We start from the raw sequence: 16,567 nt of genomic DNA, 5'->3' as shown, positions 1-16,567 counted from the left end.
GTCACCTGTTGGTCACAGGGGGTCACCTAGAGGGTGTCACGTCCGCGCGTGGCTGACGAGGATGGCCGCTGCCGGGAGCTCGGCCGCGGGCACCGGACGGGCGAAGAGGTACCCCTGCGCGGCGTCGCACGAGGCCGCCAGCAGGGCCGAGAGCTGCCCGTCCTCCTCGACCCCCTCGGCCACCACCCCGAGGGAGAAGCTGTGCGCGGCGCTGATGAGCAGCCGCACCAGGTCGGCGTTGCCGGCCTCGGGGGAGGAGACGAAGCTGCGGTCGATCTTCAGCACGTCGACGGGCAGCCGGGACAGCTGGCCGATCGAGGTGTACCCCGTCCCGAAGTCGTCGATCGCGACGCGCACCCCGATCTCGCGCAGCGAACGCAGGTGCTCCAGGGCGAGGGGTTCGTCGACGAGGACGGTCTCGGTGATCTCGATCGTCAGCCGGTTCGGGTGGATTCCGCTCGCCGTGAGGGCGTCGGTGACGTCGTCGAGCAGGTGCGCCTGGGCCAGGTGCCGGCCGGAGATGTTGACGGCGACGTCCAGACCGGCGCGGTGACCGCCCTCGGTGTCCCAGCGGACCAGCTGGGCGGTCGCCTCGGCCAGGGCCCAGCGACCGAGGTCGCACACGAGGGAGGAGGCCTCGGCGACGGGGATGAAGGCGTCCGGCGGCACGAGCCCGTGGCCGGGACGCTGCCAGCGGACGAGCGCCTCGACGCTCTTCGTCCGGCCCGTCTCCAGGTCCAGGACCGGCTGGTAGTACAGGACCAGCTCGCCCGTCTCCAGGCCCACGCGCAGGGCCGACTCCAGCTCGGTGCGGGCGCTGAGCTCGGCGCGCAGCTCGTCGTCGAAGACCTCCACGACGCCGCGGCCGGCGGCCTTGGCCCGGTAGGCGGCCGCGTCCGCGTCCTGGATGAGGCGCTCGGCGTCCAGCGCGCCGGGCACGCTCACGGCCACGCCCACGCTCGCTCCGACCCGGACGTGCTGGGCCTTCGACAGCCCCTCGAGGGCGACGGGGGCGCTGAGCGCGGTGATGAGGCGGACGCCGAGGTCGACGAGCCCCTTCTCGTCCTCCACGCCCTCGACGAGCACGACGAACTCGTCGCCGCCGAGCCGGCACACCACGTCGCCGCCGCGGACCGTGTCGTGCATGCGCGCGGCGACGGTGCGCAGCAGCTCGTCGCCCGCGGCGTGCCCGAAGCTGTCGTTGACGGACTTGAAGTGGTCGAGGTCGACGAAGAGCAGTCCGACGCGGTGACCGTGGCGCGCCGCGCGGTGCAGGGCGCGCTCGGTGAGGACGAGGGACTGGGCGCGGTTGGGCAGTTCGGTGAGGGCGTCGTGCGCCGCCTGGTGGGCCAGGTCGGCCTGCAGCTGCTCGCGCTCGTGGAAGAACGCGAGCACCTGCACGAGCGAGGTGTGGACGACCTCCCCGAGGGGCCCCGGGACGGGGGTGCGGACGACCTCGCTGTCGAGCTCGCCCGCGGCGATGGCCTCGACCTGCACCTTGACCCGGCGCAGCGTCTCGGTGGCCGCGGTCAGGCCCTGCGCCACGGTCCGCACCTCGGTCGGGCCGCTCTCCTCGATGTCGATGAGCTCTCCGTCGGCGACCGTGCGCGCCTGCTCGGCGAGCCGGCGCAGGGGGGCGGCGATGGCGCGCCGCACCACGAGCGTCCCCGCGAACGTCGCGGCGACGACGAGGGCGCACAGGACGAGGAGCTGCTGCAGCTCGCGGCGGGCCCCCTCGGCCTGCTGCTGCGCGTCGGCGACGACGACGGCGGCCGTGCGCGCGAGAACGGCGCGCAGGGCCCCGTCCCGTTCGGCGAGGTTCAGGCCGACCGCGGTCAGGCCGTCGGACACGAAGGTCTGGTCCTGCTCGGCCACCCGGTCCAGCACCTGGTTGAGGCGCTGGGCGGGCGGCGACCCCTCGGCCATCGACCAGTCCGAGGCGACGGGCAGGCTGGAGAAGGTGACGACGTCGTCGGAGGCCTGCCGGTACGCCCCCCACACGCGCAGGAAGTCGTTGCGGTGCACGGTGGTGCCGTCCGTCACCATGGCCATGTAGGTGGTGGTCTGCCGGCTGGCCAGGGCCGAGGCGCGCGAGACGCGCTGCAGGTCGGCGAGGGCCGCGGCCACGTCGCCCTCCAGGCCGAGCTGGCGGGCCGCGCCCAGGTGCTCGTTGACGGCGGCGGTGAGGTCGTTCAGCAGCTGGTCGTAGAGCTTCAAGCCCTGGTCGACGTCGTCCGCCGTCACCGAGCGGGCCTCCCGGAGCCGACCGGGCAGTTCGGCGAGCACGGGGTCGGACCCGAGACCCTGGCCGGCGCGGGCCCCGTTCACCGCCACGTCCGTGGCGCTCGTGCTGCCGACCAGACCGGAGGCGCTGCGCTCCTGCAGGCGCCGCACGGCGTCGCCGGAGGACAGGCCGAAGCTCGCCAGCACCTGCGACTGCCGCAGCGCCGCCACCCCGAGGACGGGGACGATCTCCTGCCCGACGGCCGTGCGGACGTCGTCGAGGGCGACGGCCGTGCGGACCTCGTCCAGCCCCGACTCGGCGTCCTGGGCGCGGGTGACCCGGTCGTCCACGCTGACGCCCGCCACCACCGAGAGCCCCAGGACGGGCACGAGCACGAGGCCCAGGAGGGTGGTCTGCAGGGGTCGGCTGCGGCGCGGTCGGCGGGGGAGGCGAAGGCGCGCTGCGGTCACACATGGCGTCTCGTCGCGGCCTCCGACGGACCTGAGCCGTCCCGGACGCAACCACCCGTCTGCCGCGGGACCCCTGGAAGTCCGGGGTCCCGCTTCTAGACGTTCAGGGCTTCAGCAGGACCTTGAGGGCCCCGCGGCGGGCCGCGAGCTCGTCGAGGGCGGCCTGCGCGTCGGCCAGGTCGAACTCGTGGGTGATGAGCGGCGTCGGGTCCAGGACCCCCGCGGAGAAGGCCCGCACGGCGTACGCCCAGGCCCGCGTCGGGGCGCCGAAGACGGTGAGGACGTGGACGTTGCGCGAGACCAGCTCGAGCGAGGACAGGTCGTCGGCGTCCTGCGCGGGGATGCCGGTGAGGACGACGCGGCCCCCGCGGCGGGCCAGCCGGACGGCCGTCCGGGCGATCCCCGGGACCCCGGCGGCCTCGACGACCGCGTCGAAGGTCGCGCCCAGCGTCGAGGCGTCGCCCGTGTAGTGAGCCGCGCCGCAGCGTTCTGCCAGTTCGCGGCGCTCGTCGTTGTGGTGGACGACCGTCACCTCGCACCCGGCGCCCTTGAGCAGCTGCACGCAGAGCAGACCGAGCGTGCCCGCGCCGATGACGGCGACCTTGGAGCCGGCGCTCACGTCGGCCAGCAGGACGGCCTCGGCGACGCAGGCGGCGGGTTCGATGCCGGCCGCGGCGCGCAGGTCGGCGCCCTCGGGCAGCAGGTGCAGGTAGCGCGCGGGCAGCGTCAGCCACGTCGACCAGCCGCCGGACAGGGTGAACCCCGTCTCCTCGTACTCCTGCGGCCAGCCCTCGGTGTCGCCCTCGACCGAGGCCGGCGTCCCCTCCGCGGTCCGGATGCCTTGGCCCACGACCCCGCGGCCGACGAGCTGCTCGGGCACTCCCGCCCCGACGGCGCGGACCGTCCCGGACCACTCGTGTCCCGGGACGACCGGGTAGCGGACGAACTCGGCCGGTCGCGTGCCCGCGAAGACCTCGCGGTCGGAGCCGCAGATGCCGCAGTAGGCGACCTCGACGAGGGCCTCGCCCGGACCGGGTTCGGCGTGCGTGGTGTCGAGGAGTTCGAGGGAGCCGGGTTCGGTGATCCGGACGGCGCGGCCGGTGCGCTGGGTCATGGCGGCAACGTATCCGGTCCCGGGCACCCCTCCCGTCCGCCGGGTGTCGGGGTGCGCGGTCGGGGGCGCGGGCGGGGTGCGCGGGGGGCGGATCGTTGGCACCTCGCTGTCGTTCACCGAGAGCGAGGGCCCCACGATCCGGCGGCCGGGCCCCCGCGGGGGCGCGGTGGCGGCGGCGGGTGGGTTCGCGGTGGCCCACCGCGGTCGGTGATCGACCGCGGGGAGGCAACGAGGCCGACCCCCGGGCCGGCGGCGGCCCGGGGCGGGACGTCAGGCGGTGGGGCCCTCGGCCCGCTCGATGACCTCGGTGAGGGCGGCGACGAGGCGCTGGGCCTCGGGCAGCGACAGCTGCCCGATCTCGCCGATGAACACGCGCGGTCCGAAGCGGCGCAGGACGGTCTGGCCGTTCTCGGCGTAGGCGAGGTCGGTGGACTCCAACCGCACGGGGCAGGGACGCTCGGCGCCCTCGTCGCCCTCGAGGGGCACGACGCGGGCCTCGTAGCTGTGGAGCCACCCGCCCTCGACCTCGAGTCCACGGGACGCCCACTTGGGGGCGTCCCAGCGGATCACCTGGACCGAGTCGTCGGCCACCTGCGCGGGGCTGGCCGCGGGGGTGCGCTGGTCGTCCATCGAGGCTCCACAACTGGGGTAGACGTCAAGGGGTGCTGCTGAACGTGTCTGGGGTGTCGCACAGAGTTGCTGGGCCAGCCTGCCAGACGTCGGGCGATTTCGAGGAGTGTTCGTTAGAACACTCTCTGTTGATCTTGAGCGCACAACCGGAGTCCTGCAGGTTGCCGCGAGGTTCCCCCCACCGGCACCATCGGAGCGTGCTCCCGCTGCTGGTCGTGCTCGACCCGTTCTGGCCGAGCCGTCGCGCGTACCTCTTCGACGGGCTGTGTCGGCGCCCCTGACGCGCCCCGACCCCACCCCGCCCAGCCGAAGGACACCCCGTGAGCACCGAGAACACCCCTGCCGTCGACCCCTCCACCTGGAGCTTCGAGACCCTCCAGGTCCACGCCGGCCAGACTCCCGACCCGACGACCGGCGCCCGCGCGCTGCCGATCTACCAGACGACGAGCTACGCGTTCCGCGACACCGACCACGCGGCCGCCCTCTTCGGCCTCGCCGAGACGGGCAACATCTACACGCGGATCATGAACCCCACGCAGGACGTCGTCGAGCAGCGCATCGCCGCGCTCGAGGGCGGCGTGGGGGCCCTGCTCGTCGCCTCCGGCCAGGCCGCCGAGACGCTGGCGGTCCTCAACATCGCGCAGGCCGGTGACCACGTCGTCTCCAGCCCCCGGTTGTACGGCGGCACCTACAACCTCTTCCACTACACGCTGCCCAAGATGGGCATCACCGTGAGCTTCGTCGAGGACCCCGACGACCCCGCGTCCTGGGCCGCCGCCGTCCGGCCGGAGACCAAGCTCTTCTACGGCGAGACGATCTCCAACCCCGCGGGCGACGTCCTCGACATCGAGGTCGTGGCGGGCGTCGCGCACGAGCATGGCGTGCCGCTCGTCGTCGACAACACCATCGCGACGCCGTACCTGGTCCGGCCGCTGGAGCACGGCGCGGACGTCGTCGTGCACTCGGCGACGAAGTACCTCGGCGGCCACGGCACGACCGTCGCCGGCGCCGTCGTCGACTCCGGACGCTTCGACTGGGCCGGCTCCGGCCGCTTCCCCGGCCTGACGACGCCCGACCCGAGCTACCACGGCGTCGTCTTCACCGACGCCGTCGGCCCGCTGGCGTACCTCGTCAAGCTGCGCGTGCAGCTCCTGCGCGACCTCGGTCCGGCCGTCGCGCCCTTCAACGCGTTCCTCATCGCCCAGGGCCTGGAGACGCTGTCCCTGCGCATGGAACGGCACGTCGAGAACGCCGGGAAGGTCGCCACCTTCCTCTCCGAGCGCGACGACGTCCTCTCGGTGAACTGGGCCTCGCTGCCGTCCTCGCCGTGGCACGCGCAGGCGCAGAAGTACGCGCCCAAGGGGTCCGGTGCGGTCCTGGCCTTCGAGATCGCCGGCGGTCTGGCCGCCGGCAAGGCGTTCGTCGACGCGCTCGTGCTGCACAGCCACGTCGCGAACATCGGGGACGTGCGCTCGCTCGTCGTCCACCCGGCCTCCACGACGCACAGCCAGCTGTCGGAGGAGGAGCAGCGGGCCTCCGGTGTGACGCCGGGCCTCGTGCGCCTCGCCGTCGGGGTCGAGAACATCGCCGACGTCCTGGCCGACCTGCGCGTCGGCTTCGCGGCCGCCGCCGCCACCCGTTCCTCGTCCCCGTCCGTGTCCGCCTGACCGCCCGCGGTCGGGGACACTGGGACGTCGAGGGGGTCCGAACGAGAGTGGTCGTCGCCGAAGTGGGTCATGACGTGGGTGCGCGGGAGCTGGCTGCGGACGTTCCTGAGCAGGTCGCGCGCGCCCTGGTCCCGCCCCCGCCCCCGGCGAGCGGGGCCTGGCGCGAGGGGGACCCGGTCGGGCACCGGCGCTTCGCAGACGTCGGCGACCTGCCGCTGCAGCTGGGCGGTCTCCTGCCCGAGGTCCGCGTGGCCTACGAGACGTGGGGGACGCTCGCGGCGGACGGGTCCAACGCCGTCCTCGTCGAGCACGCCCTGACGGGGGACTCCCACGTCACGGGCGAGGCGGGGCCGGGCCACCCCACGGCCGGCTGGTGGTCCGCCCTCGTCGGGCCGGGCAGGGCGCTGGACACCGACCGCTGGTTCGTCGTCGCGGCGAACGTCGTCGGCGGCTGCCAGGGCAGCACGGGACCGTCCTCGCCGCGGCCGGGCACGTCCCGGCCGTGGGGGTCGGCGTTCCCGCGGCTCACCGTCGCCGACCAGGTCGCAGCCGAGGTGCGCCTGGCCGACCACCTCGGCATCGCGCGCTTCGCCGCCGTGCTCGGCGGGTCGATGGGGGGCATGCGGTCCCTGGAGTGGGCTGCGGCGCAACCGGACCGCGTCGGAGCCGCGCTCGTCCTGGCCTCGGCTGCGGCCGCCACCGCCGACCAGATCGGCGGCCAGAGCGCCCAGATCACCGCCATCGTCTCCGACCCGGGCTGGCGCGGTGGGGACTACCACGACGCCCCGGACGGACAGGGCCCGCACACCGGGCTCGGCCTGGCCCGGCGGCTGGCCCACCTGTCCTACCGGACGGCCGCCGAGCTCGACGTCCGCTTCGGGCGCGAGGCCCAGTTCGGCGAGGACCCCCTCGATCCGCGGGCTCCGGGCCGGTACGCGGTGCAGAGCTACCTCGACCACCACGCCGACAAGCTGGTGCGCCGCTTCGACGCGGGGTCCTACGTCGCGCTCACCGATGCCATGAACACGTGGGACGTCGGTCTGGGCCGCGGCGGGACGCAGGCGGCGCTCGCCGCCGTGCGGACGCCCCTGGTCGTCGTGGCCGTCGACTCCGACCGGCTCTACCCGGTCGCCGACTCCCGGCGCATCGTCGAGGCGGCCTCGTCGGTCGTCGGGGGCCTGCGCGTCGTGACGTCGACCTCGGGCCACGACGGGTTCCTCCTCGAAGCCGACCAGATCGCGCCGGTCGTCACCGAGACGCTGGACGTGGGCCGGCGCCGCCTGGCGGACCTCCGCGGCTGAGGCGGGCCCCGACGACCCAGCCGGCCGCGGCCGCCAGGAGCACCAGCCCGGTGACGGCGGCGAGCAGTCCCCACCCCTGACCGGAGGTCAGCAGCACCGCGCCCCCCTGGAACGGGGTGGGGCAGCCCGGCACCCCGATCCAGCCGATGTCGAACGTCCTCGGCCGCAGCAGGACGGCGAGGCCGGCGGCCAGCAGCACCGCCCCGGCCACCGTCAGCAGGACCAGTGGGGTTCTCCGGGTGCGCACCCGGGCACGGTCCCACGACGGGGGTCAGTCCCGTCGCGATCATGCCGATGGAACGTTCGTGCGCACAGTGCTGGACCTCCCCGTCAAGACCAAGATCTTCGCCCTCATCGCTCTCATGGCGGTGGTCTCCGTCGTCATCGGCGCCGTGGGGGTGTCCCGCGTCCTGGAGCTCCGCTCGGACATGGCGACCACCCAGCGCCTGCACGTCGCACCCCGCACCCACCTGACCGACGCGCAGCGCTGGTTCCAGGCGACGAAGACCCGCGTCATCGAGTACGGCCCCGTCGCCGAGGGCGACCGGGCGAAGATCCTGCAGGAGCAGGCCGACTACCGCGCCAAGCTCGAGGCCTCCCTCGCCGCGTACGAGCCGTTCGTCGTCGACGACGCCGCGATGGCCGACGCCCAGCAGCAGCTCACGGCCTACTGGGCCGCCTCCGACGCCATCAAGCCCGTCGCCGACCAGGGGCCGCTGGCCTACGAGGCCGCCTACATCGCGCAGGTCCGCGGCATCACCACGAAGTTCCTCAACGACGTGGCCGCGGAGCTCGACAAGCAGACCGAACTCGGCAACGCGGCCGTCGCCCGCGCCGACCGCGCGGCGGGGACGGCCGTCACGGTCATCGTCGTCGTCGGGATCGTCGGCCTGCTGCTGAGCGGCGTCCTCGCCACGGTCGTCGGGTCGACGATCGTGCGCCGCATCCACCGCCTGCGCGAGTCCGCTCTCTCGCTCGCCGACGGCGACCTCACCCACGACGTGACGGTGGACTCCCGCGACGAGCTCGGCGAGACCGCCGGCGCGCTGAACACCGCGCTCGGCAACCTCCGCTCGCTGCTGAGCAGCGTCGGCCAGTCCTCGACCGCGGTGTCCGCGGCCGCCGAGGAGATGACCGCGACCGCGGCCGGCATCGCCGACTCCGCGCACCGCACCTCGGCCCAGGCCCAGCTCGTCGCCTCCGCCGCCCAGGAGGTCTCGGCGAACCTGCAGACCGTCGCGGCGAGCGCCGAGGAGATGGGCGCCTCGATCTCGGAGATCTCCGGCGGCACCACCGAGGTCGCCCGCGTCGCCGGGAGCGCGGTGGCCATCGCGGACTCCACCAACAGCACCGTCTCGGCGCTGGGGGAGAGTTCGCGCGAGATCGGCAACGTCATCAAGGTCATCACCGCGATCGCGGAGCAGACGAACCTCCTCGCGCTCAACGCGACGATCGAGGCCGCCCGTGCCGGGGACGCGGGCAAGGGGTTCGCCGTCGTCGCCGGTGAGGTCAAGGAACTGTCCGTCCAGACCGCCCAGGCCACCGAGGACATCGCCCGCCGCGTCCAGCGCATCCAGGAGGACGCGGTGTCGGCGGCGGCCGCGATCGGGGAGATCGCCGCGGTCATCACCCAGATCTCCGACCACCAGGGCACCATCGCCTCGGCCGTCGAGGAGCAGACCGCCACGACCGCGGAGATGAACCGCAACGTGGCCGACGCGGCCGTCGGTTCGGGGCAGATCGCCGAGAACGTCGGCTCCGTCGCCGACGCCGCGTCCGTGACCAGCGAGGGGGTCGCCCAGACCCGGGTGGCCGTCGCGGAACTGTCGAGCATGGCCGTGCAGCTGCGCGAGCAGGTCGCCCGCTTCCGGGTCTGAGGACCCACCCGCCCCGGAACGGCCGAACGCCCCGACCCTCGTCCAGGGTCGGGGCGTCCGTGTCCTCGGGGGAGTTCCCTCCCGGCGTCAGCGGACGGTGACCGGCGTCTTCTGCTCCTGCTGCACGGGAGCGGAGTTCGCCGGGTCCATCGACGTCTCGTCGAACGGGCGGTTGCCGGCGAGGACCTCGGTGAGCTGCTCGCGGTCCAGCGTGCGGCTCCACGTCGCGATGACCAGGGTGCCGACGGTGTTGCCGATGAAGTTCGTCACCGCGCGGGCCTCGGACATGAACCGGTCGATGCCGACGATGAGCCCGACGCCGTCCAGCAGGGCCGGCTTGTGGGCGGCGAGACCGCCGGCGAGCGTGGCCAGGCCGGCGCCGGAGACCCCGGCCGCACCCTTGGAGGCGACGACCATGAAGAGCAGCAGGGAGACCTGCTCACCGATCGACAGCGGGTCGCCGAGGGAGCTGGCGATGAACAGCGAGGACATCGTCAGGTAGATCGCGGTGCCGTCGAGGTTGAAGGAGTACCCCGTCGGGACGACGATCCCGACCGTGGACTTCGAGACGCCGGCGTGCTCCATCTTGGCGATGAGGCGGGGCAGCGCGGTCTCGGAGCTGGAGGTGGAGACGATGAGCAGGAGTTCGCGGGCCACGTACTTCAGGACCTTGAACAGCGAGATCTTCGCGACGACCCGCAGCAGCAGGCCGAGGACGATGAAGATGAACAGCGCGCAGGTGACGTAGAACCCGACCATGACGATGGCGAGCGCCTTCAGCGCCTCGACCCCGGTCTCGCCGACGACGGCCGCGATGGCGCCGAACGCCCCGATCGGCGCGACCCACATGACCATCGCGAGGACCTTGAAGATGATCTTCTTGATGACCTCGACGGCCTTGAGGGCCTTCTGGCCCGTCTCGCCGAGGCCCTGGATGGCGAACCCGACCAGGAGGGCGACGAAGAGGGCCTCCAGGACGGATCCGTCGGTCAGGGCCGAGGGCAGCGAGGTCGGGATGATGCCGAGCAGGAACTCGGTGGTGCCGCCGCTCTCGCCCGCCTTCTCGGCGAGCTGGGCGCCCTGACCGCGCAGGGAGTCGGTCAGCTGGAGGTTCGTGGTCGGCAGCAGGTTCCCGACGACGAGGCCGATGACGAGGGCGAACCCGCTCATCACGAGGAAGTACAGGAGAGCCGTGCCACCGACGCGGCCGACCTGCGCCGCCTGCCGGACCGAGCCGATGCCGAGGACGATGGTGCAGAAGATGATGGGCGCGATCATCATCTTGACCAGCGCGACGAAGCCCGTCCCGAGCGGCTTGAGCTCCTTGCCGAGGTCCGGCGCCAGGAGGCCCACGGCGATGCCGGCGGCGACCGCCACGATGACGGCGATGTACAGGAAGTGCGTGCGGTCGCGCTTCTTGGTGACCTGCGGGGCGGGGAACGCGGAAGCGGAGTTCTGAGCGCCTGTGCTCATGGGACCCTCTCGGTGACGTCGACGTCCGGGAACTGCTGGCTGAAGGACTGGGGTGATGGTGCTCATAGGAGGGCGGACCGGTCGTGCTTCCGGTCGTTTCGTTCACGTCCCGGCCGCGCTGGCGACCGGACGGCGCCGCCGGCACTGGACGCTGGCCTCCCGCGTCCTGCTGCTGCAGCTGCTCGTCGTCGGCATCGTCCTGCTCGGGGCGACGGCCGCGCTGGGCTGGCAGCTGAACACCGACACCCGGCGGGACGCCACCGTCGAGGTGACCGACGTCGCCGCGGCCGTGGCGCAGGCCCCCGACGTCCGCGACGGCCTGGCCGACCCCGCGACGGCCGACCGGGCCGAGGTCCAGGAGCACGTCGAGGCCGTCCGGAAGGCGACGGGCGTCTACTTCATCACCGTCATGGACCGCGACAAGGTCCGCTGGACCCACCCCGACCCGCGCCGCATCGGGCAGACGTTCGTCGGCAACGCGGACGCGGCGCTGGCCGGCGGCAGGGTCGTCGAGACGTACACGGGGACGCTGGGGCCGTCCGTGCGCGCCGTCCTGCCCGTCCGCGGCCCGGACGGGCAGGTCGTCGGGGCGGTCGCGGCCGGTGTCGCGACGCGTTCGGTCACCCAGGACCTGCTGGCGCGCCTGCCGGTCCTCGTGCTCGCGCTGACGCTGGCCCTGGCGCTGTCCCTCGTCGGCAGCTGGGCGCTGTCGCGGTGGGTCCGGCGCCGCACCCACGGCCTCGAACCGGCCGACCTCACGCGGATGTGGGAGGTCAACGACGCCGTCCTGCACTCGCTGCGGGAGGGCCTCGTCGTCGTCGACCCCGCTGGGCGCGTACAGGTGGCCAACGACGAGGCGCGGCGCCTGCTGCTGACGGGTGAGGACGGGGAGCTGGAGCTCGGTCCCGCGCTCAGCCGGCTGCTGGAGTCCGGCGAGGACGTCGTCGACGACGTGCAGGTCACCGACGACCGCGTCCTCGTCGTGAGCCGCCTCGACGCGCACTGGGAGGGTCGCCGCGTCGGGACGGTCGTGACGCTGCGCGACCACACCGAGCTGCGGGCCCTGACGCGCGACCTCGACGCCGTCCGCGCGCTGGCCGAGGCGCTGCGGTCCCAGGCCCACGAGTCGGCGAACCGGCTGCACGTCGTCGTGACCCTCGTCGAGCAGGGGCAGGCCGAGCGGGCCGTCGAGTTCGCGACCGCGGAACTGGTGGCGGCGCAACAGCTCACCGACCTCGTGGTCGCCGACGTGGCGGACCCGGCGGTCGCCGCCCTGCTCATCGGCAAGTCCGCCCAGGCGGCCGAGCGCGGGGTCGAGCTCGAGGTGGAACCGGACACCGCCCTGGCCGAGGGGCTGTTGCCGGCGCGCGACCTCGTCACCGTCGTCGGCAACCTCGTCGACAACGCGGTCGAGGCCGCGCTGGAGGCCCCGGGACCCCGCTGGGTCCGCGTCCGCATCACGGCACCGGCCGGCCGGGTCGAGGTGCGCGTCACCGACTCCGGCGAGGGGTTGCCCGCCGGACAGCTGGAGCGGGCGATGCAACGCGGCTGGTCGCGCAAGGAGCACCGGTTGTCGCCCGAGGGGGCCCACGGGCTCGGGCTCGCGCTGGTGGGTCAGGTCGTCCGGCGGCACGGTGGGACGGTGCGCGTGGAGGAGCCCGTGACCCTCGACGACGGCGGTGGGACGGTCGTCGTGGAGCTGCCGGTCCGCACGGCCGCCGCAGTGCACTCGTGATCCGCGTCCTCGTGGTCGAGGACGACCCGCTGCTCGCGGCCGGGCACGCCGACAAGGTCTCCGCCGTGCCCGGCTTCACCGTCGTGGCCGTCGCGAACTCCGGGCGCCAGGCGCTCGCCGCGGTGGGGGCGGCCGGGGAGCGGACGCCCATCGACCTCGTCCTGCTCGACATGACGCTGCCCGACGTCGACGGCCTGCAGGTGCTGCGGGCCCTGCGCGCGGCGGCGGTGCCCGCCGACGTCATCGCGGTCACGGCGGCCCGCGACCCGGCCGTCGTGCGGCAGTCGCTGTCGATGGGGGTCGTGCAGTACCTGCTGAAGCCCTTCACGGCCGCGGCGCTGGAGGAGCGGCTGCGGGCCTACGCGCGGTTCCGCGCCGACGTCGCGGCCGCCTCGGGGGACCACGGCATCGACCAGCAGGCCATCGACGAGGCGCTGTCCCAGCTGCGCACCTCTGCCGTCCCGGCCCGCGGCGTGGCCGGGCCGACGTTGCAGGCCGTCGTCGCGGCGTTGCGGGAAGCGCCTGCGGGACAGGGGCTCTCGGCGGCCGAGGTGGCGGCGGGGACGGGGTTGTCGCGCGTCTCGGCGCGCCGCTACCTCGAGCACCTCACGTCCGCGGGCCGGGCCCGGCGCGAGCCGCGGTACGGCGGGTCGGGGCGGCCGGAGCTGGCCTACCACCCCACGCCCGCCCTCTGAGGGACCACTGGCCGGGCGGCCCCGTCGAGGTCGACTCCCCTCCGGTCGACCCCGACGCGAACGGCCATTCGCCCCGGCGATGACCCTATCGAGTCCCGGGGACCCCGAAGGTTCCGGGACCGGTGGCCTAGGGTGCGGAGCGTGGCAGCAGCGGAGCGCATCACGGACCGGCTCGTGGGACACGGCGAGGGGCCCTGCTGGTCCCCGACGTGGGGAGGGCTGCGGTTCGTCGACCTCAACGAGGGCGACATCGTGACCCTCGGTGCCGATGGGTCGACGTCGCGCAAGCACTACGGGGACATCGTGGCGATCACCCGACCCCGCGTCGGTGGGGGAGCGGTCGTCGCCGTCGAGCGCGGCATCGTCCTCGAGGACGCCGACGGCGAGCTGACCCGCCTGCCCGAGCTGTGGGGCCCGCGCGTGCGGATCCGCATGAACGAGGGTGGCTGCGACCCCGACGGCCGCTTCTACGCCGGGAACATGGCCTACGACCAGGCCGACGGCAAGGGCGAAGGTCGCGGGGCCGTCTTCCGTCTCGACGCCGACCGGAACGTCGAGGTCGTCGTCGAGCACGTGACGATCTCCAACGGCCTCGGCTGGAGCCCGGACGGGATGCTGGCCTACTACAACGACACCGCGACGGGCCGCACCGACGTCTTCGACTACTCCCGCGACGCGGGCCTGACGAACCGCCGTCCCTTCGCCCAGGTCAACGACGAGAGCGGCACCAACCGCCCCGACGGCCTGTGCGTCGACGCCGAGGGCGGGGTGTGGATGGGCCTGTTCGGCGGGTCCGCCGTCCGCCGCTACGCCCCCGACGGCACGCTCGACGCCGTCGTCGAGGTCGGCGCCCGCCAGGTCACGGCCTGCACCTTCGGCGGTGAGGACTACTCCGAGCTGTTCATCACCACCTCGCGCGAGGGGCTCGAGGACGACGACGACCCGGCGGCGGGGAGCATCTTCCGCTTCGTGCCGGGCGTGAAGGGGATGCCGGCGCTGCCCTACGCGGGCTGAGCTACCACGCCGACCTTCCGGGCTGTCAGCACCCGACGACTCAGCACCGGACGACGCTGACGAGGGACGCGGCGACGACGAGGTCGCCGGCCCACGTCACGTCGACGCAGTCGCCGGTGCGCATCGCGCCGACCCGCAGGTGCTCGACGTGCTCGCGGTCCAGGCAGACGTCGTGCCCCTGCGCGTCCAGGCAGACCTCGTCCGTGCGGGCGCTGGTGACCCGTCCCGCCGCGGTCGTGGTGGCGGGCTGGCGCAGCAGGACGGTCCCGGCGAACGCGACGAGCGCCACCATGACCACGACCGGGAGCACGCGCTTGAGCACACGGGGGCATCGACCCCCGTGCGGGCGCGCTTGAGGGTCAGACGCTCGGGTGGCTCTCGCGCACGGGCGGTTCGGGGGCCGGGGAGCCGCCGTCGGTGCGGCCCTCGGCCTCGTCGCGCAGCCGCTGGGCGAACTCCTCGGCCATCATGAGCCGGTCCCGCAGCTTCTCCACCCGCGCGTCGGCGGCCTGGCGGAACTCGTCGAGCTTGGCGAACAGCTCCTCGCGCGGCGTCTCCGAGGGCAGCCGGCCGTCGAGGGCGTCGAGGACGGACAGGAGCTCGCGCATCTCGTCGAGGGAGAAGTCGAGCGGCTTCATGCGCTTGAGGACGAGGAGGCGGTAGACGTCCATCTCGCTGTAGAGCCGGAAGCCGCCGGGTGTGCGCTGGTTCGGGGTGACCAGGCCCATCTCGTCGTAGTACCGGATGGTGCGGAAGCTGTACCCGACTCGTTCGACGACCTCGCCGATCTGCATGAGTTCGGACACCACTACCCCCTGCTCGACGACCCGCCGCCGGCCGGGCGACAGTCGATCGTAACGGGCTGGGCACGGGGGACCGGAACACTCGGGGGCACGTCTCACCCGTTCGTTCGCGCAACCTGTGAGCGACAGGTGTTCACAGCGGGACGAGGTGTGGCTAGTCTTCACGCTGTGACGGGACTGACTACTCTGGGTGAACTCTGTGGCTGAGCGCACCACCCGACGGGCGTTGCTGCTGGCGTTCGCCACCGCCGTCCCCGTCGCCGCGATCGCCGGCCTGCAGGGCTCGGCCGCCGCGGACCCCGTCTACCCGAGCCAGGGCGACGTCGACGCGGCCCAGGCCGCCGCCGCCGCGAAGGCCGGTCAGGTGGCCTCGCTGCAGGCCCAGCTGGCCGCCCAGCAGGACCAGCTCGACGCCGCCCAGACGAAGCTGTCGGTCGCCGCCGAGGACTACGACGAGGCGCAGGCGCTGCTGCAGCAGCGCACCACCGAGGCCACGGCCGCCGAGGCCGCCGCCGACCGGGCGGCCGCCGCCTACGAGCAGGCGCGCACGGCCCTCGGCCGCGTCGCCTCCGAGCAGTACCGCGGCGGCTCCGACGACTACTCCCCGCTGGCCACCGTCGTCACGACCGGTGACATCGAGGACTACGTCAACGGCCAGGCCACCCTGGACCACCTCGCCGGCAACCGCGCCGACGTCCAGCAGCAGGCCGCGGACGCCAAGGCCCTCGCGCAGTCGACGGCCGCGCAGGCCGCCGCCGCCAAGTCCGCCCAGGAGGCCGCCACCGCGCAGGCCGCCACCGCGCGCGCCGCCGCCCAGCAGGCCGCCGACGCCGCCGACGCGGTCGTCGCCGCGACCCAGCAGCAGACGAACGCGCTCCTGGCCCAGCTCGCGACCCTGCAGCAGACGACCGTCCAGCTCGAGCAGCAGCGCCAGGCCGGGATCGAGGCCGAGCGCCAGGCCGCCGCGGCCGCCGCCGCCCAGGCCGCCGCGCAGGCCGCGGCCCGCTCCTCCGCGGGGGGCGGGTCGGCTGCCAGCGTGCGCCGTGCGGCCGGCCCGACGGCGGGCGCGAACACCGCCGTCGACTGGGCCCTCGCGCAGCTCGGCAAGCCCTACCTGTGGGCCGCGGACGGCCCCGACTCCTTCGACTGCTCCGGGCTGACCATGCAGGCTTGGGGCGCCGCGGGCGTCTCGCTGCCGCACTCCTCGCGGATGCAGTACTCCGGCGAGGCCAAGGTGGACCTCGCCGACCTCGAACCCGGCGACCTCGTGTTCTACGCCACCGACACGTCGGACCCGTCGACCATCCACCACGTGGGCATGGTCATCGCGCCGGGGACGATGGTGGAGGCGCCGCACACCGGCGCGAACGTGCGGACGAGCTCGATCTACCGCTCGGGGCTCATGTCCCTGGGGACCCGCCCCTCCTGACCTCGCCCTCCTGACACCGACGCCCCGGGCGCCGACCTCGTCGTCGGCGCCGGGGCGTTCGTGCGCGCGGCCCGGGGGGTGGGCTCGTTGTCCGGCGCTAGCGCGCCGGCTCCAGCATCGCGCTCTTAGGTCGAG

14 protein-coding genes are annotated in these 16,567 nt (G+C 73.9%); 7 read left to right on the top strand and 7 right to left on the bottom strand.

The window, feature by feature from the left end; all coding sequences use genetic code 11:
• Window positions 1–36: 36 nt before the first annotated feature.
• From AB0637_RS02450 to AB0637_RS02440, 3 genes are all read right to left on the bottom strand, one after another.
• Complete coding sequence (locus AB0637_RS02450) at window positions 37–2,694, bottom strand: EAL domain-containing protein (protein WP_366169576.1); 2,658 nt, start codon at window positions 2,692–2,694, stop codon at window positions 37–39.
• Window positions 2,695–2,797: 103 nt separating this feature from the next.
• On the bottom strand, window positions 2,798–3,808 hold the full coding sequence (locus AB0637_RS02445) for a zinc-binding dehydrogenase (RefSeq protein WP_366169575.1): 1,011 nt from the start codon (window positions 3,806–3,808) through the stop codon (window positions 2,798–2,800).
• 270 nt (window positions 3,809–4,078) lie between these two features.
• The gene (locus AB0637_RS02440; protein WP_366169574.1) at window positions 4,079–4,438 is read right to left on the bottom strand and encodes a hypothetical protein; all 360 of its coding nucleotides are present in this window, start codon (window positions 4,436–4,438) and stop codon (window positions 4,079–4,081) included.
• Between the two features lie 320 nt (window positions 4,439–4,758).
• Between AB0637_RS02440 and AB0637_RS02435 the strand changes: the two genes are divergently transcribed.
• Window positions 4,759–6,105, top strand: coding sequence for a bifunctional o-acetylhomoserine/o-acetylserine sulfhydrylase (locus AB0637_RS02435; RefSeq protein WP_366169573.1), 1,347 nt, complete (start codon window positions 4,759–4,761; stop codon window positions 6,103–6,105).
• 89 nt (window positions 6,106–6,194) lie between these two features.
• On the top strand, window positions 6,195–7,406 hold the full coding sequence (locus AB0637_RS02430) for a homoserine O-acetyltransferase (RefSeq protein ID WP_366169748.1): 1,212 nt from the start codon (window positions 6,195–6,197) through the stop codon (window positions 7,404–7,406).
• On the opposite strand, the gene AB0637_RS02425 is transcribed toward AB0637_RS02430, so the two are convergent.
• Window positions 7,354–7,653 carry a hypothetical protein gene (locus AB0637_RS02425; RefSeq protein ID WP_366169572.1) on the bottom strand — a complete coding sequence of 100 codons (300 nt, stop codon included), beginning with the start codon at window positions 7,651–7,653 and terminating at the stop codon, window positions 7,354–7,356. The genes AB0637_RS02430 and AB0637_RS02425 overlap by 53 nt on opposite strands.
• A gap of 58 nt (window positions 7,654–7,711) precedes the next feature.
• On the opposite strand from AB0637_RS02425, the gene AB0637_RS02420 reads away from it, so the two are divergent.
• Complete coding sequence (locus tag AB0637_RS02420; protein WP_366169571.1) at window positions 7,712–9,283, top strand: methyl-accepting chemotaxis protein; 1,572 nt, start codon at window positions 7,712–7,714, stop codon at window positions 9,281–9,283.
• Window positions 9,284–9,370: 87 nt separating this feature from the next.
• Here AB0637_RS02420 and AB0637_RS02415 read toward each other — a convergent pair whose 3' ends face one another.
• The gene (locus AB0637_RS02415) at window positions 9,371–10,756 is read right to left on the bottom strand and encodes a cation:dicarboxylase symporter family transporter (protein ID WP_366169570.1); all 1,386 of its coding nucleotides are present in this window, start codon (window positions 10,754–10,756) and stop codon (window positions 9,371–9,373) included.
• Window positions 10,757–10,811: 55 nt separating this feature from the next.
• On the opposite strand from AB0637_RS02415, the gene AB0637_RS02410 reads away from it, so the two are divergent.
• The 3 genes from AB0637_RS02410 (at window position 10,812) to AB0637_RS02400 (ending at window position 14,200) form a co-directional block, all read left to right on the top strand.
• Window positions 10,812–12,491 carry an ATP-binding protein gene (locus AB0637_RS02410; protein ID WP_366169569.1) on the top strand — a complete coding sequence of 560 codons (1,680 nt, stop codon included), beginning with the start codon at window positions 10,812–10,814 and terminating at the stop codon, window positions 12,489–12,491.
• On the top strand, window positions 12,488–13,186 hold the full coding sequence (locus AB0637_RS02405) for a response regulator (protein WP_366169568.1): 699 nt from the start codon (window positions 12,488–12,490) through the stop codon (window positions 13,184–13,186). Before AB0637_RS02410 ends, AB0637_RS02405 begins: the two co-directional genes overlap by 4 nt.
• A 141-nt stretch (window positions 13,187–13,327) precedes the next feature.
• Window positions 13,328–14,200, top strand: a complete 873-nt coding sequence (locus AB0637_RS02400; RefSeq protein WP_366169567.1) for an SMP-30/gluconolactonase/LRE family protein — start codon at window positions 13,328–13,330, stop codon at window positions 14,198–14,200.
• 40 nt (window positions 14,201–14,240) lie between these two features.
• Here AB0637_RS02400 and AB0637_RS02395 read toward each other — a convergent pair whose 3' ends face one another.
• Both AB0637_RS02395 and AB0637_RS02390 read right to left on the bottom strand, forming a co-directional pair.
• Window positions 14,241–14,510, bottom strand: a complete 270-nt coding sequence (locus tag AB0637_RS02395; protein WP_366169566.1) for a hypothetical protein — start codon at window positions 14,508–14,510, stop codon at window positions 14,241–14,243.
• A 49-nt stretch (window positions 14,511–14,559) separates the two neighbouring features.
• The gene (locus AB0637_RS02390) at window positions 14,560–15,006 is read right to left on the bottom strand and encodes a MerR family transcriptional regulator (protein ID WP_366169747.1); all 447 of its coding nucleotides are present in this window, start codon (window positions 15,004–15,006) and stop codon (window positions 14,560–14,562) included.
• A gap of 196 nt (window positions 15,007–15,202) precedes the next feature.
• On the opposite strand from AB0637_RS02390, the gene AB0637_RS02385 reads away from it, so the two are divergent.
• On the top strand, window positions 15,203–16,432 hold the full coding sequence (locus tag AB0637_RS02385) for a C40 family peptidase (RefSeq protein WP_366169565.1): 1,230 nt from the start codon (window positions 15,203–15,205) through the stop codon (window positions 16,430–16,432).
• Window positions 16,433–16,567 lie beyond the last annotated feature (135 nt).

Source organism: Kineococcus sp. NPDC059986, assembly GCF_040702905.1.
Lineage (GTDB): Bacteria > Actinomycetota > Actinomycetes > Actinomycetales > Kineococcaceae > Kineococcus.
Note: the sequence above shows the minus strand (reverse complement) of the source record. Positions and strands in the feature narration are given on the sequence as shown.